17 protein-coding genes are annotated in these 25666 nt (G+C 59.8%); 3 read left to right on the plus strand and 14 right to left on the minus strand.

Annotated features, from left to right (window positions below):
* Positions 1-66: 66 nt before the first annotated feature.
* Both LKG04_RS04180 and LKG04_RS04185 read right to left on the minus strand, forming a co-directional pair.
* Positions 67-2463, minus strand: coding sequence for an alpha-galactosidase (locus LKG04_RS04180; RefSeq protein WP_291763310.1), 2397 nt, complete (start codon positions 2461-2463; stop codon positions 67-69).
* 852 nt (positions 2464-3315) lie between these two features.
* Positions 3316-3828, minus strand: a complete 513-nt coding sequence (locus LKG04_RS04185; protein ID WP_291761205.1) for a nucleoside deaminase — start codon at positions 3826-3828, stop codon at positions 3316-3318.
* A 224-nt stretch (positions 3829-4052) separates the two neighbouring features.
* On the opposite strand from LKG04_RS04185, the gene LKG04_RS04190 reads away from it, so the two are divergent.
* The gene (locus tag LKG04_RS04190; RefSeq protein WP_291761206.1) at positions 4053-6128 is read left to right on the plus strand and encodes a cation:proton antiporter domain-containing protein; all 2076 of its coding nucleotides are present in this window, start codon (positions 4053-4055) and stop codon (positions 6126-6128) included.
* Between the two features lie 127 nt (positions 6129-6255).
* Here the strand turns inward: LKG04_RS04190 and LKG04_RS04195 are convergent, their stop codons facing one another.
* Positions 6256-7047 (minus strand): alpha/beta hydrolase, encoded by a 792-nt coding sequence (locus LKG04_RS04195; RefSeq protein ID WP_291761209.1) that lies wholly within the window; start codon positions 7045-7047, stop codon positions 6256-6258.
* A 442-nt stretch (positions 7048-7489) separates the two neighbouring features.
* Between LKG04_RS04195 and dcd the strand changes: the two genes are divergently transcribed.
* Positions 7490-8071: a dCTP deaminase gene (dcd, locus tag LKG04_RS04200; protein ID WP_291761211.1), complete on the plus strand. Its 582-nt coding sequence runs from the start codon at positions 7490-7492 to the stop codon at positions 8069-8071.
* 138 nt (positions 8072-8209) lie between these two features.
* On the opposite strand, the gene LKG04_RS04205 is transcribed toward dcd, so the two are convergent.
* Complete coding sequence (locus LKG04_RS04205) at positions 8210-11203, minus strand: cation-translocating P-type ATPase (protein ID WP_291761298.1); 2994 nt, start codon at positions 11201-11203, stop codon at positions 8210-8212.
* 326 nt (positions 11204-11529) lie between these two features.
* Here LKG04_RS04205 and rlmB point away from each other — a divergent pair, with 326 nt between their 5' ends.
* Entirely contained in the window at positions 11530-12543 is a 1014-nt protein-coding gene (gene rlmB, locus LKG04_RS04210; RefSeq protein ID WP_291761213.1) for a 23S rRNA (guanosine(2251)-2'-O)-methyltransferase RlmB, read from the plus strand.
* A gap of 158 nt (positions 12544-12701) precedes the next feature.
* On the opposite strand, the gene LKG04_RS04215 is transcribed toward rlmB, so the two are convergent.
* From LKG04_RS04215 to LKG04_RS04260, 10 genes are all read right to left on the minus strand, one after another.
* Complete coding sequence (locus LKG04_RS04215) at positions 12702-14135, minus strand: DUF4032 domain-containing protein (protein WP_291761215.1); 1434 nt, start codon at positions 14133-14135, stop codon at positions 12702-12704.
* Positions 14136-14274: 139 nt separating this feature from the next.
* A complete protein-coding gene (locus LKG04_RS04220; protein WP_291761217.1) occupies positions 14275-15402 on the minus strand; it encodes an ABC transporter ATP-binding protein in 1128 nt (375 codons plus the stop codon).
* Between the two features lie 299 nt (positions 15403-15701).
* A complete protein-coding gene (gene mscL / locus LKG04_RS04225) occupies positions 15702-16130 on the minus strand; it encodes a large conductance mechanosensitive channel protein MscL (protein ID WP_291761218.1) in 429 nt (142 codons plus the stop codon).
* 88 nt (positions 16131-16218) lie between these two features.
* Complete coding sequence (locus tag LKG04_RS04230) at positions 16219-17655, minus strand: glycoside hydrolase family 1 protein (protein WP_291761220.1); 1437 nt, start codon at positions 17653-17655, stop codon at positions 16219-16221.
* Between the two features lie 98 nt (positions 17656-17753).
* Entirely contained in the window at positions 17754-18725 is a 972-nt protein-coding gene (locus LKG04_RS04235) for a carbohydrate ABC transporter permease (RefSeq protein ID WP_291761222.1), read from the minus strand.
* A 9-nt stretch (positions 18726-18734) separates the two neighbouring features.
* The gene (locus tag LKG04_RS04240; RefSeq protein WP_291761224.1) at positions 18735-19943 is read right to left on the minus strand and encodes a carbohydrate ABC transporter permease; all 1209 of its coding nucleotides are present in this window, start codon (positions 19941-19943) and stop codon (positions 18735-18737) included.
* A 285-nt stretch (positions 19944-20228) separates the two neighbouring features.
* Positions 20229-21536, minus strand: a complete 1308-nt coding sequence (locus LKG04_RS04245) for an ABC transporter substrate-binding protein (protein ID WP_291763314.1) — start codon at positions 21534-21536, stop codon at positions 20229-20231.
* Between the two features lie 333 nt (positions 21537-21869).
* A complete protein-coding gene (locus LKG04_RS04250; protein WP_291761228.1) occupies positions 21870-22880 on the minus strand; it encodes a LacI family DNA-binding transcriptional regulator in 1011 nt (336 codons plus the stop codon).
* Between the two features lie 183 nt (positions 22881-23063).
* Positions 23064-24065, minus strand: a complete 1002-nt coding sequence (locus LKG04_RS04255) for an L-lactate dehydrogenase (RefSeq protein WP_291761230.1) — start codon at positions 24063-24065, stop codon at positions 23064-23066.
* A gap of 350 nt (positions 24066-24415) precedes the next feature.
* On the minus strand, positions 24416-25546 hold the full coding sequence (locus LKG04_RS04260; protein ID WP_291761232.1) for a VanZ family protein: 1131 nt from the start codon (positions 25544-25546) through the stop codon (positions 24416-24418).
* Between the last annotated feature and the right edge of the window lie 120 nt (positions 25547-25666).

Here is a 25666-nt window from a genome sequence, read left to right on the forward strand (position 1 = left end):
AACCGCTATCGGCCGACTTGCATATATCAATCCAGGCATGTCGCGTTGTGAAATCAGCGCCTCGGTCTATTCCCGAATAGTCTCGAACAGCACGGCTTGCGCGGGGTGCAGGGAAGGCACGCGCAGGCCGTAGGTCCGCAGAGCCCGGCCATCAAGCGTGACACCGTCCGCATTCCACCAGCCACTCGGGCTCTGCGCGTTGGTGACATCGCTGCCGAGTTCACGGTTCACCGCCAGCGGACGCACACGATAAACCGCATCGACGTCCAATCCAGGCAGATGTACAGGCGCGGCAGGATACGTGGCCGAGGTGGTGCGCTGAGTGAACCGGTAGACGGCCCGCGAACCATCGGCGCTCACCACACCGTCCAGTTGCACAGCCGGATCCGGGGAATCGTTGTGCACGACCAGCCCGGATGCGAAATCGGCGCGGTGCGCCTTGAACGCTTCCACCCATGATCTTAGCGCGGCAAGCGATTCGGGCGACTGCTTGAGCAGATTCCATTCGATGCCCATGTGCCCGAAGAAGGCCATCGCCATGCGAAGCTCTTGGCTCGTGGCGCGCAGCGTGGAGTGTGCCGGACTCGCGCCCACATGCTCGCCCATCATTTCGGGCGGCACCAGCAGCGACGTATAACGCTGGATGGTCGCGCGCTCCACCGGGTCGACGCAGTCCGAGACCCACACGCGGCTCGCGAATTCGAGGATTCCCAAGTCGATGCGCCCGCCGCCGGACGAACAGCTTTCGATCTCCAAACCCGCATGACGCCGCCGAAGATCGCGGAAGATGCCATATACCGCTAGGGTTTGCGCATGCACTGCCGGCCGGCCGCTGTGCGGCGACACAGCTTCTGTCACCAGCCTGTTATGATCCCATTTGATGTAATCGATGCCCAGTTCGCCGACCAACGCGTCCATGGAGCCGAACACGTAGCCGCGCGCCGCCGGATTCGTCAGGTCGATGACCTGCTGCGAACGTCCCTGCATCGGCAAACGATCCACGGTGGGCTTGAGAATCCAATCGGGATGGGCACGAGCTGTATCGGAATCAGGACTGATCATCTCCGGCTCGAACCAGAGGCCAAACTCCATGCCCAGCCCGTGCACATAATCGGCGAGCGCCTTGAGACTCTTCTCGCCCTGCGGCCACACTTGCGGCGAAATCCGCCAATCGCCCAGCGCTTTTGTGTCGTCGCGCCGCGCCCCGAACCAGCCGTCATCAACGACGAAACGCTCCACGCCGGATGCTTTCGCCTTGTCGGCGAGCGCCTTCAACGTGTCGAAGTCATGCTCGAAATACACAGCCTCCCATGTGTTCAGTATCACCGGCCGCGGCTTGGCGGCCAATTCGGGGTGCTGTGCGCGCACAAGGGCGTGAAAGCGCTGGGCGATCTCATTGAGCCCATCGCCATACGCGCCGTAGATCCACGGGGTTGCGTAGGAATCCAAGTCCGGTTCCTCGCCGAAGGCGTTCGGCGCGCCGCCCTGCGACGGTCTGCCTGCTGACGCAGTGCCATGCGATGCGCCGTTATTCGATCCATCGTCATCGGCGGAACCGGCCGAACTAGCAGAACGGATCACGTCAGCCATGCCACCGCGCAGATCGCCCTTGGATCGCCCATTCAGTACGATCTCGCCACCGAGCAGCACTTCGCCGCCGCTGATTTGCGCCTGCGTGTAAGCATTGCGCTCGACCGCCAACACGCTGTTGCCGCTCCACGCCGTATGTATGGCATATGCTTCGCCGCGCTCTAATCCGAAGCCCGGCACACCGACTGTCAGCAGCAGCGAAGCATCGAAATCAGGCCTGCCCACCATGGACACGCGCTCGATGCGCTCCTGGCCTAGCATCTGACGCTGCGGATGGCGTTCGCGCAGATGGTGGCCAGTGGTCGTCAGCACCTCGGTGGCGCTGGACGGCAGCGCAAATCCGAGTTCCACTTTGTCGACGGCCAGCTCGCCATCGCCTGTATTGCGCACCACGGCGCGCTGGCGCACGAGCCCGCTTGCCGTCAGTTCGCATATCCACGTCAGCGCGACGCCTTGCTCGCTGTCCTCGGCCTCCACAGTGAGCGCCGCGTTTTCGGCATCGATCCGGACATCGCCGACTACGAATTTACAGAACAATTCCACGCCTGCGCGGCGCGCAACGAAGCGCGTGGCCCCAGTCCATCCCTCGGCCTGCGTCGGCAGCACGCCTGGCCATGGCGTCTCGTCCAATGCGCCTGAAACGCGTTGGGGTTTGAGCGCAGCGACTGCGTTCAGCAGGGTTTCCGGATATTCGAGCGGCCGGCCCCAATGCGCAATCCGCGGCAATTCATGGTCGAGAATCACGACGGCGAAGGCAACGCCCGGCTGCCTAGATTCGGCATATATCACTTGGAGCGGGCGGCCATCCGGCGAGGTGTCGGTGAAAGATCGCATCGTAGGAGCAGCTGTCGCGGCATGGGTTTTCGTCGTCATATTCTCAAATTCCTTCACGTTTCACTTCAATCATTGCAACTACCATTCAATTCATCTTTGAATCCGCTGAAACCGGGCGGTTCTCACGCTCTCAATGCTAAACGTTCACGGCTTTCTTTCCGCATCCCAGCGTGTTTCTTACCGACAGCAAGAAAATAGGGACCGGGCCTACACTTGGCCGTGTTTGCCCGTGCATATCCTCACAACACAGTTCCCATAACATCAATTAAGCACATTGCATGTAATTACGATGCAGCGCAGGCCCCACCGTCACTATTCCAAAATTCAGGAACGGCTGAATTCCGCCAAAGCGCCTTTCCTCCGATTTGAGGTCTACTTTGTGAAGTGCCTACTAGATGGGAAAAGTGCTTAATAGCTGATATTGACATAACGCAATGGGGAAATACGGGAGAGAACACGGCTGTGGTCATGTATTAGGCATTTTTCCCGCCTATTAAGCACTTCGCAAAAGTACAAGCCTATGAACGTATTTGCTCAACCTTGGAATTCCGCCATTCCTAGACAGGTGGCAAAGCCCGGAGAAGCCGCGCGCAATCAGTTTCGCCCGGCAATGTGCTTAGTACATAACGGGCACCGTTCCTGATCAACGGGCAGGACCATAATTCCATGGCCTCAGGCACATCTGAAGCCATGTATAAAGGCAAACTGCCCAACATGAGGAACCATGGCCACTCCGACGCAGCCGGCCACGCCCCTTCGACACGCAGACTTCACCATCAGAGAGTATCGCCACGCGCCGAATCAACACATACGCAAAGGCAGTTGGCGACTTCCCATCGTCTCGGCTCTTGCGTCGGCCCATATCGTATAGCGAATTCGTGTTATCAGGCATCAGGTTCGCGACGCTTCCCTGCGCGCGCGGAAGAAATCGCGCAGCAACGCGGCACAAGCTTCTTCCTCCACGCCGCCGATGATTTCGGGCTGCGGCCCGATATGAGGGTCGCGCGCGATGTCCCACACCGATCCGCAAGCACCAAGCTTGGCATCCCACGCGCCGAAAACAATACGATCCACATGCGTTTGCAGCGCCGCTCCGGCGCACATCGGGCACGGCTCAAGCGTGACCACCAGTGTGCAGCCCGCAAGATTCCACGGTGTCGCTCTCGACGATATTTCCCCAAACAGCGCATTCCCGCCCAAGCCGTTTGCCGCATCAGCCGCCTGTCGCATCGCTTCGATTTCGGCATGAGCCAGCGGGTCGCCTTCCGCCTCGCGCCGATTGCGCCCGCAACCCAGCATCCGACCATCGGCATCAAGCACAAGCGCACCGACCGGCACGTCGCCGTCTCCCGCCGCCTGACGCGCCAGCTGCAGCGCCTCGTTCATCGCCTGTTCATACCGCATACGATCAGTCTAAACCAGCGGTATAAAGCGGCGGATTCGGCCAACTCAGGCAAAACACCAGTTTCCCGCGAAGCCGCGCCCGGCCGTTTATGCCTTCCATTGCCCGCTTCATCGCCGCGCTGAAACAGTCATACGACGCCGTGTTACGCCCTACGGCGGAACGCCGACACGCTGCCCCCCTATAATCTAATGCTAGAGAGCTAGGCCCGAAGGGGAGATAAACGATGGACGTGTTCACATTGATACTGTATGTGATCGGCGCCGTCGTACTTTCATCCTTTATTGGCCGCTTCATTCCCAGGATCTCCACTCCGCTGGTGCAGATTGCGCTCGGTGCGCTGATGGCGCAACTGCCGTTCTTCCCCACCATCGAACTGGATCCGGCGCTGTTCATGGTGCTGTTCATCGCGCCATTGCTGTATCTGGAAGCCCACGAGATCGACAAATCCGCGCTGGTCAAAAGCCTTAATCTTTCATTGTCTCTGGCCATAGGCTTGGCGCTGATGACCATGGTGATCATCGGGTTCGCGCTGCATGGCGCATGGCCGTTGATCCCATTGGCCGCCGCATTCGCGCTCGGTGCGGCGCTCGGACCGACTGACGCGGTAGCCGTCTCCTCGATCGGCAACGTCGCCTCGCTCACCGACCGCCAGCGCAGCGTGCTTGAAGGCGAATCACTGTTTAACGATGCGTCGGGTGTCGTCGGCTTCCAATTCTCGATTCTCGCCGCAGTCACCGGAACATTCTCGCTGACCCACGCCACCGGGGAATTCTTGACTTCCTTCATCGGCGGTACGATATTCGGTCTCATGCTGGGCGTACTCGCCAATCTGCTGTTCGAAACCTTGCGCTCGTTCGGCTGGGAGACCACGACCACCAGGATCCTCATGGAGATTTTCCTGCCGTTCCTGATCTACTTGAGCGCCGACGGAATCGCACACGTCTCCGGTGTGCTCGCTGTAGTCGCAGCAGGACTGGTCATCCACTTCGATCGCACCGGCGTGGGCCCGAATGTAGCCAGAACGAACATCGTCTCCGGCAGCGTGTGGTCCGTGCTCTCCTTCAGCCTCAACGGCGCGGTGTTCATCCTGCTCGGCCTGCAGCTGCCCATGGCGTTGAGCACCAGCTGGTCGCACCCTGCGGTCAGCCATACCGTTCTCATTGAGATCATCATGTTGGCGTGCTTCGTCGTCATCGGGCTGCGATTCGCATGGATGAGCTTCGTACTCTGGCTCACCAAGGATCATGAAACCGGCAAACGCCGCAGCATGACACCGAACCGTTGGCGTTCTGCAGCTGTAATGACCTTCGGCGGGCCAAAAGGCACCATCACGCTGTCCTTGATGTTCACGATCCCCTACGTCGTCCGATCGGGAGCGCCGTTCCCGCTGCGTGACGAGCTCATTTTCGTTTCCTCCGGAGTCATCGTCATCACTCTCGTACTGGCGAATTTCATGTTGCCGCTGCTCGCGCCAAACCGAGGTGACAAGAAGGCCAACGAGATGACGGACATCACCATCGAGGCGGTTCATCGCACCATTGAAGAGCTCACCAAACGAGTCACTCCAGAGAACCGGCGGGCCGTGCTACAGGTCATCGATTCCTACACCAAGCGCATCAGCCGCCTGCGGCAGCACAACGATCGGATCGACCCGCGCAAAATCGAACAGCTGCAGGTCACTGCGCTGCACTGGGAAAAGGACTATATCAGGGGCCAACTCGACCAGGCGAAAGCCGACGAGCAAACCGACGCGCATGATCGAGGGCTAACGATCGAAGCTTGCGAACGTATGCTCGATCAGATCATGAACTCGTTGCGTCACATTTCCAGCCTCCATCCCTCGGGCAGGACCGTCTCGCAGATACGCGGCAGGATCCGCGCCCTGCAGCGGCGGCTGCTCATCCTGGCGCGTCGCGCCAACGCCAAGATCCAACGAACCACGCCCCTCGTAAGCGAGAACGAGGTCCACACGCATATGCGCAATCTGCAGCTTGCGGCCCTCGAATACGTAATTGACCATCTGTACGAGGAGATGGGCCAAAACCCGGACGACACCGAATACTGCTCGGCACTTATCCTCGATTACCGTCGTGCTGAGGCTGCGCTGCGCGCCCGCCCCAGCGTCGGAGGCAGCGCCAAACTCCTGGCGCAGATCGCCGAGACCAAGCGAGAAAGCTATGCCATCGAACTCGGCATCATCCAAGACATGGTCGAAGCTGGCGACATCACCCGCGCCCAAGCCCGGCATATGAGAAGAAATGTGTATGTGATGCAGGTTGATGCCGATAGCGAATTATAGTTTCCTGTCGACATCGACCTGCATCCTTCGTGGCCGTAGCAGCCGCTCACCTCGCCTGCGACGAGTCCACCGGCCCCTTCTTTAACGGCTCGGCGGATTGGTGCCAGCAGGCGTGCCGTGGCTGAGTTTACAGCACGCCCGAGGCGATGTCGTTGAGGAGGAGCCATTGCCGGATATCGCTGAATTCCTCGAGCCCTACGGAGTGGTCGAGCCCGTGATAGCTTTTAGAGGTCAGCCACGTATGCTCCTCCAACCAAGCGGAGAAAGCGTAGGACTCGTATTTGGGAATCAGCGTGTCGTCGGCGCCGAAGCCGTAGAACACCGGAATTTCGCGATCTGGAAGCCGCTCATCGCCGGGAAGCGGCCCAGGAGCCAAAAACCCGGACAACGTAATCGCTGCACGGTATCGTTCAGGATGGACCCGCAACACATGCACCGCCAGCACGCCGCCTTGCGAAAACCCGATGGGCACCACGTCGCGTTCATCGGGAATATTCTCCGAAACCCAAGCATCGATGGCCTCCGCAGCCGCTAGCGCATCATAGTCGAGGTCCTCGCCCACCGGCACGGATTCATGGAACCAGCTGTAGGCACCAGCCGAGTATCCGCCGGGGGACTCGAGCTCCAGCGGCGCGCGAAGCGAGGCATAGTCATTGTAGGGCGCGACATAGCGCATTATGTCTGCCAGATCCTCTTCATTGGAACCCCATCCATGCAGGCACAGGAACATCGGGCGATTGGGGGAGGACTTGGCGTCGCCGCGCGACAATGCGGCGTGCGTCACGTGCAAAGATTCGCCATAATGCCCCGGCACCACAGTGGATTTTCGGCCAACAAGCCGATCGTCACCGGTCTCGTCATCACCTGGTTTGTGACCCGTGGACTCGTATTCGGCGGAATGGGATTCTTGAGCAGCCATAGTCACAATATACGTCAGTGCAGCGGCAACGAGCGTAGTTCGGCGTAAGTCTGGCCTCATAGGCGCCAACACCATCTGCACCATGGTTCGAGTTTCGTTGTATGCCTCCCCTACATCATCACGCGCAACTTCTAGGTTTGCAAAAAGAAACCCCGGCGGGGTTGGCGCCGGGGAGAGAAAGGAGAGAAGAAGAAGGATTCAATTGTCGGAAGCGGTGCTCCTGGCCAGCTCTTGCTGACAAGTATTACTTAACCATCCATTCCTTGGTATAGCGCTCGTGTTTTCTGCTAACTTCCTGAGAATTTTTTTGTCGCCGTATTCGTCCAGCCTGTCTGCAACGGTTCGGCGGTAAGAACTAGACTAGGTCGAGAACCGTCGTCAACCATGCTTTGCCATGCGGCGCACTGCCGCAACCGGCAACCACACCCACGAGAGGGGAACCATGCTTCTGTCCGATCGCGACATCCTCGCGTTCCAAGCCGCCGGTCACATATCTCTTGACCCTTGGACGCCAGAGATGGTGCAGCCCGCATCCATTGACGTGCGGCTCGACCGCTTTTTCCGTCTGTTCAACAACCACGCCTATACCTATGTGGATCCGGCCGAAAATCAGGGAGCGCTCACCGAGCAGTTCGCGGTGGCCTCCGGCGAGCCATGGATTTTGCACCCGGGCGAATTCGCGCTCGCCTCTACATGGGAATATGTGAAGCTGGATGCGACGGTAGCCGCGCGGCTCGAGGGCAAAAGCTCGCTCGGACGCCTGGGCATTCTCACCCATTCGACCGCTGGCTTCATCGACCCGGGCTTCGAAGGTCATATCACCTTGGAACTATCGAATGTGAGCACGCTGCCGGTCAAGCTATGGCCTGGCATGAAAATCGGCCAGATGTGCTTCTTCGAGCTCAGCTCCCCCGCCGCGCACCCGTATGGGTCGGCCGGCACCGGTTCACACTACCAAGGCCAGCGCGGCCCGACGCCTTCGCGCTCGTATGAGCACTTCTACAAGGCCGAGGTCAACGACTGAGGCCATCGCCGGATATAATGTGCAACACCCCGGAAAATTCATAGGCAAGTCGGCCGATAGCGATTTTGACTGGCGGAATTCCGCCACTCTGATTGGCTATCGGCCGACTTCTGTATGACACTTACTGAGTCAAGGGCCTTACTGGGCAAGACCCCGATTCCCTGGCAGAGCTCTCAGCACCGCCTTGCGCACCTCGGAGGCGACGAGCACGAACAACGCCAGTCCGATGCATTCGAGCCAAGCTAAAGGCTCCAGCGGCGTCGTGCCGAAGGCGGCGTTGAGGAATGGCACATAAATGACCACCAGCTGCAGCAGCGTAGAAACGACGATCGCTCCCCACAGCCACCTGTTGGCGAACAGTCCCTTGAACACGCTTTGTAGATGCGAGCGCGAAGCGAGGGCATTGAACATCTGGGCGAACACGAGAATCGTGAAGCCCATGGTGCGCGCCTCGACCATCTGGGTCTCGTGGCCCATCGTCGAAACACTGCGGTCGGTGAATAATCCGCCGGCCAAGTGCATATCCATGCCAATCAGCGTAACGACAGCCATGATGACGCCGATGAAGACGATGTCGCCCCACATCTCCATGTTGATCACACGATCGGTGATCTTGCGCGGCGGCCTGCCCATCATGTCCTCCGACGATCTGTCGACACCCATCGCGAGCGCCGGCGCGGCATCGGTGAGCAAGTTGATCCACAGCAGTTGGGTCGCCAGCAGCGGCACAGTGACCCCGGCCGTTCCCGGCTGGGTGATGCCGAGGAATCCGGCGAACATCACGCCGCCGAACACCGTGAAGACCTCACCCACGTTGGAACTGAGCAGGTAACGCAGGAATTTCTTGATATTGTCAAATATGCCACGGCCTTCGCGCACCGCCGAGACGATGGTAGAGAAGTTGTCGTCCGCGAGGATCATATTCGCGGATTCCTTCGTCACCTCGGTGCCGGTGATGCCCATGGCCACCCCGATATCTGCGGATTTAACGGCGGGGGCGTCGTTGACGCCGTCGCCCGTCATCGCCACGATGTTGCGCTGGCGCTGCAACGATTCGACGATTTTCAGCTTGTGTTCAGGAGCCACGCGGGCGTAGACCGAGACTTCGGAAGTGGCCTTGTCCAGCGCCGCATCGTCGGTGAACTCATCAAGCTGTTCACCGGTCAGTGTTTTTCCATTCAGTGCCTTGCCCTCAATATCTCCGGATTCGATGATGCCCAAATCGGAGGCAATGCGCGAAGCGGTCAGCGGGTGGTCGCCGGTAATCATCACCGTGCGAATGCCCGCGCGATGTGCCTCTGCCACGCTGGCACGCACCTCGGTGCGCGGCGGGTCGATGATGCCGACCATGCCGGACCACACCAGCCCGGTCTCAATGGCATCGCTCTGCTCCGAGATGTCCGTCACCTGGCCGGCGGCGTTCGAACGCACTCCCGGCACATCGGCCAGCGACTGCGTGTCCAACGGCCGATAGGCTTCGCCCAGTGTGCGGTAGGCCTGTGAGGATAGCCGTTCGACGGTAGAGAGAAGCGAATCACGATCGCCATCGGTCATTCGCCGCACCGCATTGCCCACTGCGATATGCGTGCAGTAGCCCAGCAACACGTCAGGCGCACCCTTGGCAAATACCGTAAGCTTGCCGGAATCGGCGTTGTCTTTGGCGATCACCGCCATGCGCTTGCGTTCGGAGGTGAAGGGAATTTCGGCGACGCGCTCGAAATTGGCAAAGCTCGACATGGCCTTGACCTTGCGGGCAGCAACAATAAGCGACACCTCGGTCGGATCGCCCACGGCCTCCCAAGTGCCCTGCGAGTCGCCTGAACCGCCCTGCCGCAGGTCGCCGTCGTTCGCGATGGAGCCAGCAGCCAGCGTGGTGAGCACTTCATGCGCGAGGTCGCCGTCAATGTCTTCGCTGCCATCCTGCGCGATCATGCGGCCTTGCGGCGCGTAGCCGGTGCCGGTGATCTGCACTTCGCCACTCGGCGTGACCACACGCTCGACGGTCATTTCGTTGCGTGTGAGCGTGCCGGTCTTGTCGGAGCAAATCACCGAAGCGGAGCCGAGCGTCTCCACGGATGAGAGCCGTTTGACGATGGCGTGATGCTGGGCCATGCGCTGTACGCCAAGCGCAAGCACCACGGTGAGAATCGTGGCCAGGCCTTCCGGCACCGCCGCAACAGCCAGCGACACGGCGAGCAGCAGCGAGTCGATGACATCATGGATATCGTGGAATCCTTCCACAGTCGCGAGCGCGATGAGCACGACCACCGCGATGATGACCACGGCGATTCCCAGTATCTTGGAGACATGGTTCATTTCCTTTTGCAGCGGAGTGGTCTCGTCGTTGGTATGCGAAAGCATCTCGGCGATCTTGCCGACCTGCGTGTCCATGCCGGTGCCGGTGACGATGGCGCGGCCCGTACCTTGGGTGACGGCGGTGCCGTTGAAAACCATATTGGTACGGTCGCCCAGCGCCTTGGCCTGCTCAAGTGTGGCGGGCTTCTTGCCCACCGGCACGGATTCGCCGGTCAGGCTTGCCTCCGCGATGCGCAGCGATGCAGCAGCGAACAGACGACCATCGGCCGAAACCGAATCGCCCTCGCCCAACACGGCGATATCGCCGGGGACGACTTCGGATGTGTCGATGCGGTTGACTTTGCCGCCGCGCAGCACAGAAGTCTGCGGCGCCGTCATTTTCGCCAGCGCATCGACAGCTTGCTCGGCCTTCGCCTCTTGCAGGTAGCCTAGCACCGCGTTCACAATCAGAATCAGCACGATCACGATGGCATCGAACGGCAATGCTTCGCCGCCTTCGGCGCCCGGTCGCGCATTCGCCCGTTCAATGAACCACGCAACCAACGAAATCAGCGTGGCGGCAAGCAGCAGGTAGACCAGCGGGTCTTGAAACTGTTGCAAGAACTTCTTCCACTTGGGCGTTTTAGGCGCGCTGGCCAGTTGATTGGGGCCAAATTGCTCCAACCGCCGCCGCGCCTCGTCGTCGCTCAATCCCACAGCCGGGTCGACGTTCAGCGCCTTGGCGACATCAGTGGCATCGGTGAGGCTGGGATCGGCCCGATCCGGCGAATCCTGATGTTTCTGCGGGTTTGCCGACGACGTATCGATCGGCGTCATATCCACTGCCGCCATATCCATGGATACTGCGCCCGACGATGCCGTGGGGTCTGTTGATGGGGCTGCGTCTTGAGATGGCGCAGCGGATTGATCATTGGATCGACCAACCATAGTGTTCTCCTGTAGATTGGCCGCGAAGTAGTCAGCCCGGTCGGCAACGAAGAATGTGCAACACGGAACTGCGCGGTTAGTGGTCGCTGCGGCCTGTGCCGCTGGCGAATACAAGAACCATAGTACACAATGGCGCAACAGCGCCTGCAAATGTCGGCACGTATTCGCATATGTCGAAACGTCATTTGCCATGGGGTTCTGGGACAATGAAGATTATGGCTATGAAGAAGGGCCCGACCAAGGGGTCGGGCGGGAAACACCGCAATGCGCTGCGGGGCAAAGGACCTACGCCGAAGGCAGAGGATCGTGTCTATCACAAGGCGTACCGCGCCAAGAAAACCGCGGATCGCCGCAGGGTCGCCGATCCGCGCATTGCGGCGCGGCGGCGGGTCGCGAAATACACCTCGGACTCCGACGATCTGGTCATCGGCCGCAACGCGGTGCTCGAAGCGCTGCGCGTGGGTGTGCCCAGTTCGCAGCTGTATATCGCCTCGCGCATCGAACACGATGATCGCACGCGCGACATTGTGCGACTCGCGGGTATGCAAGGGCTCAATCTGTTGGAGGCTGACCGGCTTGAAATGGATCGCATCGCGCGTTCCGGCAATCATCAGGGCGTGATTCTCAAAGCCCAGCCGTATCAGTATTCCTCGCTGCAGGAACTGGCCGAGCGCGCTGAAAAAAGAGCCAAGGCGATGCAGGCAGCGGATTCCGGGGAGGCCCGCATCGCCTCCCGGCCGCTGTTTATCGCGCTTGACGGCGTCACCGATCCGCAAAATCTCGGCGCGGTGATCCGTTCGGCCGCCGCATTCGGTGCCAATGGCGTCATCCTGCCTGAGCGCCGCTCGGCCTCGGTGACCGCAGCCGCATGGAAGGTATCGGCCGGCGCCGCGGCTCATATTCCGGTGGCCCGCGTCGTCAATCTGACCAAAGCGTTGGAGGCGCTCAAGGAGCGTGGCTATTACACCGTCGGCCTTGATGGCGGCGGCGAGAGGCTCGTAGGCGAGACCGGCTTCGAATCCGACCCGCTCGTAGTCGTGCTCGGTTCCGAAGGCAAGGGCCTGAGCCGACTCGTGCGCGAAGCCTGCGACGCCATAGCCGGCATTCCGATCACGAATGTAGTCGAATCGCTCAACGCGTCCGTCGCCGCGGGCATCAGCCTGTATGCAGTGGCGCGTGCGCGTCGTGAAGCGGCCTCGGCTACTGCCGACGCCACGAGGGCACAATAGGCGGAGCGAGATATCGCATGCTTTCATGCGGATTCACGCCACATATGCAGAATGGCGAAAGGCCGCATTCTCGGTCATAGCTGCGCCCTTCTTCGCGCATGGAGACCCTGCCGCTGCGACGGATGGTCAGAACCGCGCCTGTCCGGGCAGCGGAATGTTCAGCGGCTTGCCCATACGGCTGCGTCAGGATCGTTGTCAACTGCATCGGAACCGTAATTGTCGTCGTTGGCGTTGAAGGCCGAATCGTCGTCGACCACGCCGGAATCGGCTTCCGCATTGAGCTGTTCGACGTCTTCGGTATCAAGCTTGTACTTCGGCAGCACCGTGTCGATGTAGCTTTTGACCGCCTCGCGCATGGGGATGTCGTGTCCTGCTTTTTCGGCCAGGAACCAGCGGTGCTCCAGAATCTCGTGGAAGAACTGGGCGGGTTCGATCTGCGAGCGGTATTCGGGCGGGATCATGCGCACGGTCGGCTCGAAGACGACGCGCATCCAATCGGTCGCCACTATTTCGAGGTCCTCATCATCCTGCCAGGTCGAGGCGCGGTAGGCGTCCAGATCGTTGAGCAGCCGACGGGCCTGATTCTCCTGCACGTCCAAGCCAGTGAGCCGCAGCAGCTTGCGCGATGCATATCCGGCATCGACCACACGTGGCCGCACGAGAATGCGGTTGCCGTCCTCGGTGGTTTTCATTTCGAGCTCGTCCACGTCGAAACCAAGCTTATTGAGTTTGTTGACGCGACGCTCGATCTTCCACATTTCGTCCGGCTTGAAGTTTTCGGTATCAGTCAACGTGCTCCAGAGCGAGTGATACCGCTCGGCAAGACGGTTGCCCACTTCGACCTCGTCTACGTCGCCGGGCAGCAGTTTGCCAGAACTCAGATCCATCAGCTCCCCAATGATGTTGGTCCGCGCCAGATCCATGTCGTATTCACGCTGACCGTCGGTGAGCACCGCGTGCAGATCGCCGGTCTCAGCATCCACCAAGAATGCAGTGAATTCGTCAGCGTCGCGCAGGAACAGCACATTCGAGAGCGATACATCGCCCCAGTAGAAGCCCGCCAGATGCAGGCGAACCATGAGCACGGCCAGCGCGTCGATCAGTCGCTGCGCGGTATCAGGGCGCAGGTTGCGTGCGAACAGGGCGCGGTAGGGCAGGGAGAATTTCAGGTGTCTCGTCACGAGGATAGATTCGAGCGGTTCGCCGGACTTGTCATGGCGTCCGGTGACTACGGCAATCGGCGTCACGGTAGGCAGATCAAGTTTCTGCAGTCTTCTCAGCAGCTCGTATTCCCGCTCGGCCACATTGCGTGTGATCTCTTTCATGGCATAGATTTCATCGCCGACGTGCACGAATCGCACGATGTGCCGCGAAATGCCACGCGGCAGATTGGCCAGAAGCTCCTGCGGCCATACGGACAGCGGCTTTTCCCAAGGCAGGGTGAACATCTTCGGATTCGAACTCGCCGCAGTGATCGTCAGAGTCCTCGGCTCTCGGGCATTAGCGCTGATGTTGCCATCCCTGCCCTTCGACTGCGCTGAGGATGCGGGATGCAGACGAGCATCGATTTCGACCGTATTCAGAAATTCCATACTGCCCAATCTACTGCCCATATAAGAAAACAAGCAAGAAAAAGGCCCCGCAGCTATGCGGGGCCTTTCCAACGAGACCTGAAGAGAGGAAGAGGAGGTCTCGTTTACTGGTTGGTTCGGTCTTGCGGCCTCGCCAAGTTTAGTTGAGACGCAGCTCGGATGCCGGCGAGAACAGGTGCATCTTGACCGGGTCGATCTTGATCTTCACGACCTCGCCGACCTTCGGCAGCGCACGCGGATTCACGCGAATCGTGGTGAGCTTGTTCTGGTCGGACATGGTCGCCGAAGCCTCGAGGACCGAATCGTCGATGATGATGTTGCCGTAGATGTAGCCATCAGAGCCCAGATCCTCGACGTTCACGACTTTGAGCGAGAAGGCGTTGGGGTCGTCAGCGGTCGCCAGACCGGCGTCCTCCGGTCGGAAGCCGATTACGATCCGGCCATTGTCTTCAGGGGCCAGCTTCGAAACGACATCGGTCGGCAGATCGATGGTGTCGCTGCCGATCTTCGCTTTGCCGTTGACCACCGGGTGGGTGTTGAGATTCATCGATGGGGAGCCAATGAAGCCTGCGACGAAGACGTTCGCCGGGGTATCATACAGCTCGGTCGGCGCGCCGACCTGCTGCAGGATGCCGAGTTTGATGACAGCGATGCGATCGCCCATCGTCAGGGCCTCGGTCTGATCGTGGGTCACGTACAGGGTGGTGACACCCAGCTGGCGCTGCAAAGCGGCGATCTGGGTGCGGGTCTGCACGCGCAGCTTCGCATCAAGGTTCGAAAGCGGCTCATCCATGAGGAAGACCTTCGGCTCACGAACGATGGCGCGGCCCATGGCCACGCGCTGACGTTGGCCACCGGACAGGGCCTTCGGCTTGCGATCAAGGAACTCGGTCAGATCGAGGATCTCAGCGGCCTTTTCGACGCGCTTGCGGATCTCGTCCTTCGGAGTGCCGGCGATCTTCAGGGCGAAGCCCATGTTGTCAGCAACTGTCATATGCGGATACAGCGCATAGTTCTGGAAGACCATGGCGATGTCGCGATCCTTCGGCTGCATCGTTGTGACGTCTTTGCCACCGATGAGGATGCGTCCCTTGTTCACCTCTTCCAAGCCTGCCAGCATGCGCAGAGTCGTTGACTTTCCGCAGCCGGAAGGGCCGACGAGCACGAGGAACTCGCCGTCCTTGATATTCAGATTCAAATCGTCTACAGAGGGCTTATCGTTGCCCGGGTAGACACGAGTGACATGCTCGAATACTACTTCTGCCATGATAGTCAATCCTTTCATCGGCAGGTACGTGCCGAACGATCCGTTGTGAAGGGTTATGCATCCACTCGTCGTAGCCAACTTCGGAAACGACAAACTTCTGCGTTTATTTTTTGCCGGCCATTGAAGGGTTTCTCTTCGTTGAGCCAAGACCAACTATACACCCCGGAAACGCTTCGTCAATTCATGGTGTCCATAACGTACATTGTCAAAAACAGACAGGGACTCGGGCGCGATGCGTCTGAGTCCCTGCTATGCGATATCTTCCCGAAGGGTGTTGGCCCCCCGCCATACGGCATGCCTCACCGCATGATTTCGGTTTTCCCATTCTCGCCTTTGGCCAGCTCGTCGCGGATCTCCTGAAGCAATGCCACGGTCTGCTCTTCAGGGCTGAGTGGCTCTTCCTCTTCTTCCGGCGTGCCATGCCGCGCGGCAGCCATATCACGGAACTTGTTGATCGGCAGCACGATGCAGAAGTACACGGCCGCAGCGACTACGAGGAAGTTGATCAGCGCGCCGAGAACCGCGCCGAAGGAGACCGTGGATTTGTTGACAGTGAATGCCAACAGTCCATCCATATTCTCAGTGCCAAAGATCATGGCGATCAGCGGGTTGATGACCTTCTCTACAATCGCAGTGACCACTGAGGTCACGGCTGCACCCATGACCACGCCAACAGCCATATCGACCATGTTGCCCCGGGCGATGAATTTCTTAAATCCGTCGAGCATTGTTCCTCCTTGTTTATCGGGTTTATACACTAGGTGAGTCCCACAGGGAATTCTAGCGCACCAACAAGGCACTGCTCGCCGCAACGGTTCAGATCGCGTTATGCGCCACAATCGCGCGCAATCGCAATGCGGAGTCCTTCCAGATGCGTTGCTGCGTGTCGTAATCGACGCGGATGATGCCGAACCGCTTGGAATAGCCCAGCGCCCACTCGAAATTGTCGAGCAGCGACCAAGCGAAGTATCCCTTCACTTTGGCACCGGCCGCTATCGCGTCGGCCACGGCGCGCACATGCGCCTCCAAATACGCCACGCGCCTGGGGTCGTGCACGATCATGCCGTTGGGCTCGTCGGCGTCTGCAGTTACCTCGTCGTCCCATGCGGACCCGTTCTCCGAGACGAACAGATCGAGATCGGGGAAGCGCGCCCCCAATTCGGTGAGCAGAGACGTAAGCCCTTGCGGCTCTTGGTTCCATCCCATGGCCGTCAGCTCGCCGGCCGGGGGCAGAGCCTCGACGATATCTTGCGCAGGCATGGGATTGCGTTCGGCTGGCGAAACCGGACGCGCAACCGAGGCAGCCACGCCACCGGCCGCACTGACAGCAGCAGCCGTATCCCGATAACGAACGTGCGTGGTCGAGTAGTAATTCACGCCAAGCGACTGCATCGGCTGCCGGATGAGTTCCTCGTCGCCGTCATGCACGAAGGACCAGTCGGTGTATGGCTTGGTCACTTCGAATATTTCAGGGTCGTAGCGGCCCTCGAGCATGGGCCCAAGAAAAACCTCGTTAGCGATCAGATCGGCGCGATGTTTAGCTGCCATGTCCGCCTCGCTGTCGGTCTGCGCGATGTTCACCGCAAGATTGAGCACGCTGGAAACCTTCGCGGTCCCGCCAAGATGAGCCCGGATCGCCTGCACACCCAAGCCGTGCGCAAGATTCAAATGGTGTACGGCGGCGAGCGCTTTGCCGTAATCGCGTACGCCTGGCGCATGCACGCCACTGCCATAGCCGAGATACGCAGAGCACCATGGCTCGTTGAGCGTTGTCCAGATGCCCACGCGATCGCCCAGCCCGCTGGCTATCGCGTCCGCATAATCGGCGAAACGCAGCGCCGTATCGCGCCTCGCCCAACCGCCGTGATCTTCAAGATATTGCGGCAGATCCCAGTGATATAAGGTCACCACAGGCATGATGCCCGCCTCACGCAACGCGTCCAACTCACGCCGGTAATGGTCGATACCAAGCTGGTTGACAGCGCCATCGGCATTCGGCACGATGCGCGGCCAGGCGATGGAGAGCCGGTAGGCCTTGACGCCGAGCTCGTGCATCAGCGCGATGTCTTCGGGATAACGGTGGTACTGGTCGCAAGCGATCTCGCCGGAGGAGCCGTCGGCTACCGTGCCGGGATGCTCGCAGAAGGTGTCCCAGATGCTCGGGGTACGACCGTCCTCGCGGATCGCGCCCTCGACCTGATAGGAGGCGGTGGCGGTGCCCCAAAGGAAGTCGCCGGGGAAGGTAGTGGTCATGGTGATACTCGCTTTCATTGGGTGGTGTTCGCCTGTTGTCTTGCACATCACATCAGACGCCAATTGATGGTCGGGCAACGGTTCCTTATGCTGCCGTCTCAGCCTTTGACCGCACCGGCCATGATGCCGGAGACGAGCTGGCGGCCGGCGAAGAAGAACAGTACGATGAGCGGGAAGGTCGTCAGGATGACGCCGGACATCACCATCGTGTAATCGGTGAAGTACGCGCCCTTGAGCGCTGCGGCGGCCACAGTGAGCATGCTGTTCTTGTTCGATCCCAGCACGAGCATGGGCCAGAAATAATTCGTCCACTGGCCGATGAAAGTGAACAGGAACAACATCGAGGCAGCCGGGCGGGCGGCCGGCATCGCGACTGACCAGAAAGTGCGGATCATCGAGCAGCCGTCGACGCGTGCCGCCTCGATCAGCTCGTAAGGCAGGGCATCGCTGATGTACTGCGTCATCCAGAACACGCCAAACGCGCTGACCAAACCGGGGATGATCACAGCCCACAGGCTGCCGTACAGACCGGCCTTGTTGGCCATGATATAAAGCGGCACGACGCTTAGCTGCTGCGGAATGGTCATCGTCGCGACCACGAAGGTGAGCATAAAATTACGCCCGCGGAAGTGCAGTTTGGCGAACGAGTAGCCAGCCAGCGTGCTGAAAAGCACGGTGGAGATGGAGACCAGCGTCGCGACGAAGAAAGTGCCGCCGAGCGCCTGCCAGAAGTCAATCGCATCGAAAGCCCTGCCGATGTTCCCCAGCAACGCGCTGCCGGGAATCAGCGCACGCACGCCATACTGGTTGCTCGGGCTGTTCTGAGAGGCGATGGAAACCGCGTAATACAGCGGGAAAATGAAGATTACAATGGCCAACACCAGAATCAGGTAGCTTGGCCAACCGGGCTGACGGCCTTCGGAGGTCAAACCGAGCTTCTTGGCACGCACCCTCGCCGCGGCCCTGGCCACGCCCTTGCCATACGCCTGTTCGAGCGCGGGGACGCCATAATCGGTGCCGATGTTGCCATTATCGTTATCCTTGCCGGTTGCTTCGTCTATCTTGCTCATCGCTGGCCCCTACGCTTCCTGTTTCATGCCGAGTGCGTCCAACGTTGCCGCAGCCGCGCGCGCGTTGTATCCGGAGTGAATCGCCCGTTGCCGCTCCGCCTCGTTACGCTCCTCTATCTGGCGGATAGCCTGTTTGCTTCGCCGCGCCTGCCCGCCGGATGCGAACCGCTGCGTGAGCAGGTAGTTGAGCACGGCTATAGCCACGATGATGAGGAACAGCACCCATGCGACGGCTGCGGCACGGCCCATATTCGGCTGGCCGGGCGTCACACTGACGAATCCGAGCTTGTACAGGTACAGGCTCACGGTCAGATACTGGTTGTTGACGCCGCCACCTGCGCTGGCCGCATTGTGGAAGAGCTGCGGCTCATCGAAGATCTGCAGGCCGCCGATGGTTGAGGTGATGATGACGAATATCAGGGTCGGGCGCAGCATCGGCAGCGTCACCGAACGGAAAGTACGCCACTTACCGGCGCCATCCACGACCGAGGCCTCGATCACATCGCGCGGCACGGCTTGCATGGCGGCGAGCAGAATCAGCGTGTTGTAGCCGGTCCAGCGGAAATTCACGATTGTTGCGATGGCGATATGCGACCAGATCGTGCTGCCGTGCCACATGATGGGATTCAGCCCGATCTGCTGGAGCAACACGTTGATGGCGCCCATCTTGTCAGAGAAAATCTGCGAGAAGATAATGCCTGCGGCAGACGGGGCCACCACATACGGCAGCAGTACGCCCATGCGCCAAAAGGTTTTGGCTTTGAGATTCGCGTCCAGGATCCAAGCCAAGAGCAATGCCAGCATGATTTGCGGAATCGAGCTCAGCAGAAAGATCGACACCGAATTCCGCAGCGCGACATAGAAAGCCTGCTGATGCAGGACCCATGCGAAGTTGCCGAACCATGAGGGCGCAGTGCTTCCGCAGGTCGCGCCGCACACGGCAAGCCCGCCGTCGCCGGTGAGCGTGTTCCAGTTTCGAGTGGCTACGACCATCGTGTACAACAGTGGGAACAGACCGACGATGGCGAACAGGATGAAGAACGGCGCCACATAAATGTATGGCGACGCCTTCCACTCGAACTGGCCGAGCCGGGTGCTCCACTTGCTCGGCTCGCCGTCAAGCAGGCCGCTGCCGGAGCGGTTCCCGCGCGTCATGCCAAACTGTTCGCTGGGCCCGCCAGCTGCGTGATGTTGATGTGACCTAGTCTGCTGTGACATAGTCTCTCCTTTTCGGCTCATCGCCGGACTCGCCGCCGATTTTCGCCTTCGTTCTCGCTGCTAATCTCGCGTTAACGCACTATCCGCCGATCTCGCCGACTCAATTGCATTTGACCCCGCAATTCCGCCGCATGCCTCGACATGGTATGCCTTAGGCACACGGCGGAATCGCATCCTAGAGTCGGTCATCAGTAGGCAGGCACCAAGTTACTCAGCGTGTTCACACGTTGGACCTGAGCTGCCGGGAGTACGTCACCCGGTCCGTTTCCAGCGGCCCAGCAACGCTCAGGACAGTGCCTTGACGTCGTTGACGTACTGGTTCCAAGACTGTGCCGCACTCTGTTCCTGAGTCACGTCGACACGGCCGAGTGCATCGCCCATCTTGGAGTCGATGTCGTAGTACTGAGCACCGGTGTAGGGCACGACGGTGACCGCCTTGGCACGGTCGGCGAAGATCTTGCCGGTCGGCGCATTGTTCAGGAAGGTATCCGTCTTGTCGGCCACGGCTGGATCGGCCATCGCCTTGGGGGAGCTCGGGTAGTTCGAGGCGGCCTTGAAGGTCGCGACCTGCTGCTCCGGAGCGGTCAGCCACGCCACCAGTTTGGCTGCTTCGTCCTGGACCTTGGAGGTCTTGGGCACGACGAGCCACGAGCCGCCTTGATTGGATCCGCCTCCAGGCGTCACGTCGGCGATATCCCAGCCCTTGAAGTCAGAGCCTGAGTTGCCCTTGATATTGTTGACCAGCCAGGCGGGGCACATGATCGTGGCGAAGCCCTTGTCGGATTTGAAGTTGGCGTTCCAGTCGTCGGACCACTGATTGAGGTGTGCCGACATATCGGTGGTCGCGGTCAGCTGATCGTAGAGGCTCTTGATCTTGCTGTCGGTGGCGATGACAGTGCCATCCTTCTTGACATAGGCTTCTTCGATCTGGGTTTTCATCGCGCCCCAGATGCCGCCCATCGCGTCATACCACGGCAGTCCGGTCTTTTCAGTGTATTGCTTGCCGACTTGGAAGTAAGTGTCCCAAGTGGCGCTGTCGCCCCCGAGCAGTTTGGCAACTTCGTCGCGGTCGGTCGGCAGTCCGGCCTTGGCGAACAGATCCGAACGATAGCAGACGGCGGTGGGGCCGATATCGTTGCCCGCGCCGATGACTTCGCCATTCGCCGTGGTGGCGCCCTGCGTCTTCCAGTCGAGCCAGTCGTTGTTTTTGAGATAATCCTTGAGATCCATGAACTTGTCGGGCATCGCCGTGATCGACGGCATCCACGCGATATCGGCCGCATAGATGTCATAGGCGTTCGAGCCGGATGAGATGGCGGTGTTGAAGGCGGAGCGCGCATCGTCCGAGCCGGAGGCGACGGTCTCCTCGATTTTGATGTTCGGGTGCTCTTTCTCGTATTTGGTCCACAGATCCGCACCCGGGCGCTCATTGCTGGGCTTGCCATAGCCGAAGTTGTTGAAGGTCTGGATCTTGATGACAGTCTTACCACCTGATTTGGCCCCATTTTGCGAATTGCTGGATCCGCAGGCGGCCATGCTGGCCAGCGCGGCAATCGCAGTGACGGAGGCGAGTATTCGTGTGCTTCGCTTCATGGTGTTCCTTTCCTCATCGCACATCCATGTGCGATCTCTCCACCGGTGAATGCAGCTGCGCATATCACCGATGTTCTTGGAACCGTTTCCAAAAACACAGTTACTGTATCACATTTTTCGATTGCGCTCCAACAGATGTGCCGTGTTGTGCTCAACTGTCGGCAACTGTGCGCTTCTGTGCCTTTGAGTCGGTAATAGACCGGATTGTGGTGAGATTCTCGATGCCTTATGTGCTCTTCTGAACAGTGGCAGAGCCTCGGAAGGCACCACAGCAAGCGGCAGGCATTACATGTATTGCCTCAGCGGCACTCGCCGGGGCAGCCATGCCAGTGCTCACGCGCTCTCCCGCGTTACCAGTGTGACCGGGAATATCTGCACTGTCGTCTTCCACTCTCCTGTGGCAAGTCGATGAATCAACATATCAGTAGCCGCTTGAGCCAACTGGGTAAGCGGCTGCGCGACAGTGGTCAGGCGCGGTGACGTGGCGCTGGCGATATGAAAATCATCAAAGCCAATCACTGCGACATCCTGCGGCACGCGCTTGCCACGCTGATGCAACGCATGCAGAGCTCCGGCAGCGATCTGGTCGGATTGCGCAAACACTCCGTCAACGGTCGGATGCGCATCGAGAATGGCAGCCATCGCCTCAATGCCATGCTCGAAGCTATAAGGGCCGGGAAGAATGGCAACCGGCTCGAGACTGGCCTCCTTGAGCGCCATCACGCAGCCTTCGGTGCGCAGATTCTTGCCCGCCGGCGACTGCATGTCGACAGGTCCCTCGATAAAGGCGATATGCCTTCTGCCGCGGCTCACCAGCAGCTGCCCGGCGAGATAGCCGCCCTGAATCTGATCGGGATCGACATACGGGTAGTTCATGCCGACGGGCGGCTTGCCCACGAACACTGTGGGCTTGCCCGATGCCTTGATGATCGTAGCGAAACGCTTGGAATAGTGGAAACTGACGACCACCATGCCTTCGGCACCGGAATTGCGCAGCAGGCGGATGAAACCGTCGGCGTCCGTCGGCGCGATCAGCACCAGGAACGGCAGCAGATTCGCCTTCGAGAAGGAACCCATGAGCCGGCTGACAATATCAGAGATGAAAGCGTCGCGAAACGCGAAGTCGGGAGATTCGGTGATGACGATAGCCACGATATTCGATCTGCCCGAAGTCAGCTGTCTTGCGGCCATATTGGGCACGAAATGCAACTCCCGGGCCGCCTGTCGCACCTTGCTGCGCGTCGCCGGCGACGCAGAGCCTTCGCCTAGCGCGCGCGAGGCGGTCGACACGGCCACACCGGCCTTGCGTGCCACATCGCGTATCGTGACCGCCTGCTGTGCCATAGCCGCCTCCGCCTTGGTGATCCGTATGCAAACGGTTCCATCGATTTGACTGCAATTGTAGCGCCACATTGCGGCTAATGGAGCAAAACAGACACTGACGAGCTGCCATCGGCCCTTATGTTCCACTACCTAAGTTTACTGGCATAACGGACGCTGGTGGAGTTGCTCGGTTAGCGGCTTGGTTTATTCATGCTTGGGGAGAACGACCGGGTTCTTGCGCGACTCCTCGATGCTGAAGGGGGCGAGGCGCGCGGTGTTGGCGCGCACGGCGTCGCAAGAAGCGGCGAAGCCGGCCTGTTCCTCCTCGTTCAAATCCAATTCAACGATGTCCTCGACGCCGTCAGCGCCGATGATGCACGGCACTGAAATATATAACCCGCTCTGGCCGTACTGTCCGTCAAGCCGCACCGATCCAGGCATCACCGCGTGCTCGTCATGCAGGATAGCACGGGTGATGCGGGCCGCCGCGTTGGCGATCGCATATTCCGTGCACTGCTTGCCACGGTAGGCGACATAACCACCGTCGCGCGCCTTCGCCTGCACATCGTCAGGCTTGAGATCGCGAAAACCTGGTTTGCCGGCAACGTTTTTCATCGGAACACCGGCGAAACTAATGGCCGACCATGCGGCGATCTGCGTATTGCCGTGTTCGCCGATCATGTAGGCCTGAATGGATTCGGGCGCAAGCTTCGTAGTCAGCGAGATCACCTCCCGCAGCCGGGCGGAATCGAGGCAGGTGCCAGTGCCGATGATATGGCTCGCGGGCAGGCCCGACAGCCGATGCAATTCGGCGGACACCACGTCGCACGGATTGGCGACATTGACCCAAAATCCTTCGAACCCTGCCGCCGCGAGACGTCCGGCAAAAGTACGAGCCGAATCGACGGTGGCGAACAGCTCGCCGTCGCGGCTGACCGCAGCAAGCTTGACATTGCCGGCAGCGTTGATGATGACATCGCAATCCGCCAACTGCTCGTAATCGGCATGACAGTTCCTCACCACGACACGATGCGGTGCGAAGACGACGGAATCGTTGAGATCCTGCACCTCGGCGGCGAGTTTGCCCTCATTGACGTCGCATAGCAGCAGTTCGTCCGCGATACCTTGCAGAATGAGGCTGTTCGCCGCGTGCGGGCCGACATGGCCGATGCCGATGATGCCAATGGATACTGGACGATGGCTCATATGAATCCCTCCTCGTACGGCGTCCGCACGGCCGCCGACTGTGCCCCAACGTCGTGCCCGGCATGCGTCTCGCCAGGTCAGGCGCGCAACATCTGCCAATACGCCTTGAAATGGCGCATCCGCGATGCCTCGTAACCGTGATACTACCCCGTACCACTGGCCAATGGCGACACCGTATCACAACCGTTTCAGTGAACTGAGCTTCTGTGCGCCATTATCGAGGAAACCAACTCAGTTGCGCCTCATACGGCTTATCACCGAACTCGCGCGCCGCCACGCATAGCAGGCCATCGAACCGGCAGCCCGGCAATGACGAAATGGCCGTTGCCAAATTGACTCTTACCGAATGATCATGCAGCCACCTCAGGATTTTCGCTCCATTTGCCTTGCTTCGGCTCGCCGGGAATCAGATCGTAGGGCATTTGGCGTTTGATGAGCCAGAATACGATAAGGACCACAGCCACCGCGAAGGAAACGCGATTGGCGGCAGTGTTGAGCGCGGTCTCGTTGCCCTGATTGTTGAAGCCCGGTTGCAGCAGAGCATAGAGCACGACGATGCGCAGAGCGTAGAACGCGGTTCTGGCATGACCGTGGCGGCGACGAGTCTCCACGGTCATGTGGGTGAACATGCCGCCCAAGGTCTGGCCGCGGTGCGTGACCGGGATCCACAGCTCGAAGACGAAGAATACGAGACCTGCGACGACCCTGATGATGACGGTGAACACCTCGACGCCGAAAGTCAGCCCCCACAATCGGTAATCGCCGTTGGGCTGCGGCGTAGCGACATAATGCAGCAGAACGACCAAGCCGGCTCCGAACGAGGAATACGCCACGGTGGCGAGCGCCATATCGATGGCCAACGTCACTGCGCGGTGCAGCAGTTTCGGCGAGGCGTTGACCGCATCCCTGTCGATCTGTTCGAGCGGCAACATCCGGCTGAACAGCAGCGCTGCCGCCCAGCCGAGAAACGCGCCGAGCGTGTTCGTCATAAGATCGTTCACGTCGAACTGCCTGTAGGCGCACGGGTACAGATGCCAGAATCCGGTCAGCTGCGAGCATTCGACAGCCAGCGATATCAGGAATCCGGCTGGAATCACCGCCCAGCCCTTCCAACGCAGCCAGCGGGTCATCGCAAAGCCGAGTGGGATGAACAACACGACATTCATCACGAGCTGCAGCAGGCCATACAGGCCATCGTTGCGAATATCGGCGATGAAACGCAACGGATTGAGCTGCGGGACGACATGATGAACCGCACAATAGGCCTGCGGGTCATCCGGCATCGGATACAACGTGAATGCCGCAAGCCCCAGGATATACAGCACGACGAGGTAGGCCGCCAGCACCGCACTGAAACGCAGCCGGTGATGGCGGTGATACATGCCGGCGAGAATGGGCAGCGTCAGCGCCGCCGAAACAAAGGGCCACGCAATTACCGCGATAATGAACGAGGTGCTGAAATATCCCAGATAGCCGAGCATGTCTTTATTCTTTTGCCTTGAATGAGATTACGATGGTGAGCCGGCAAATCCCCGCGCGCCGGTCAGCGCATCCTTGCTCGCCGCGTATTTCCGCGCGGATTCGTTATTTTCAAGCCTCTG

Source organism: Bifidobacterium sp. (assembly GCF_022640935.1).
In the GTDB taxonomy this organism is placed as follows: Bacteria; Actinomycetota; Actinomycetes; order Actinomycetales; family Bifidobacteriaceae; genus Bifidobacterium.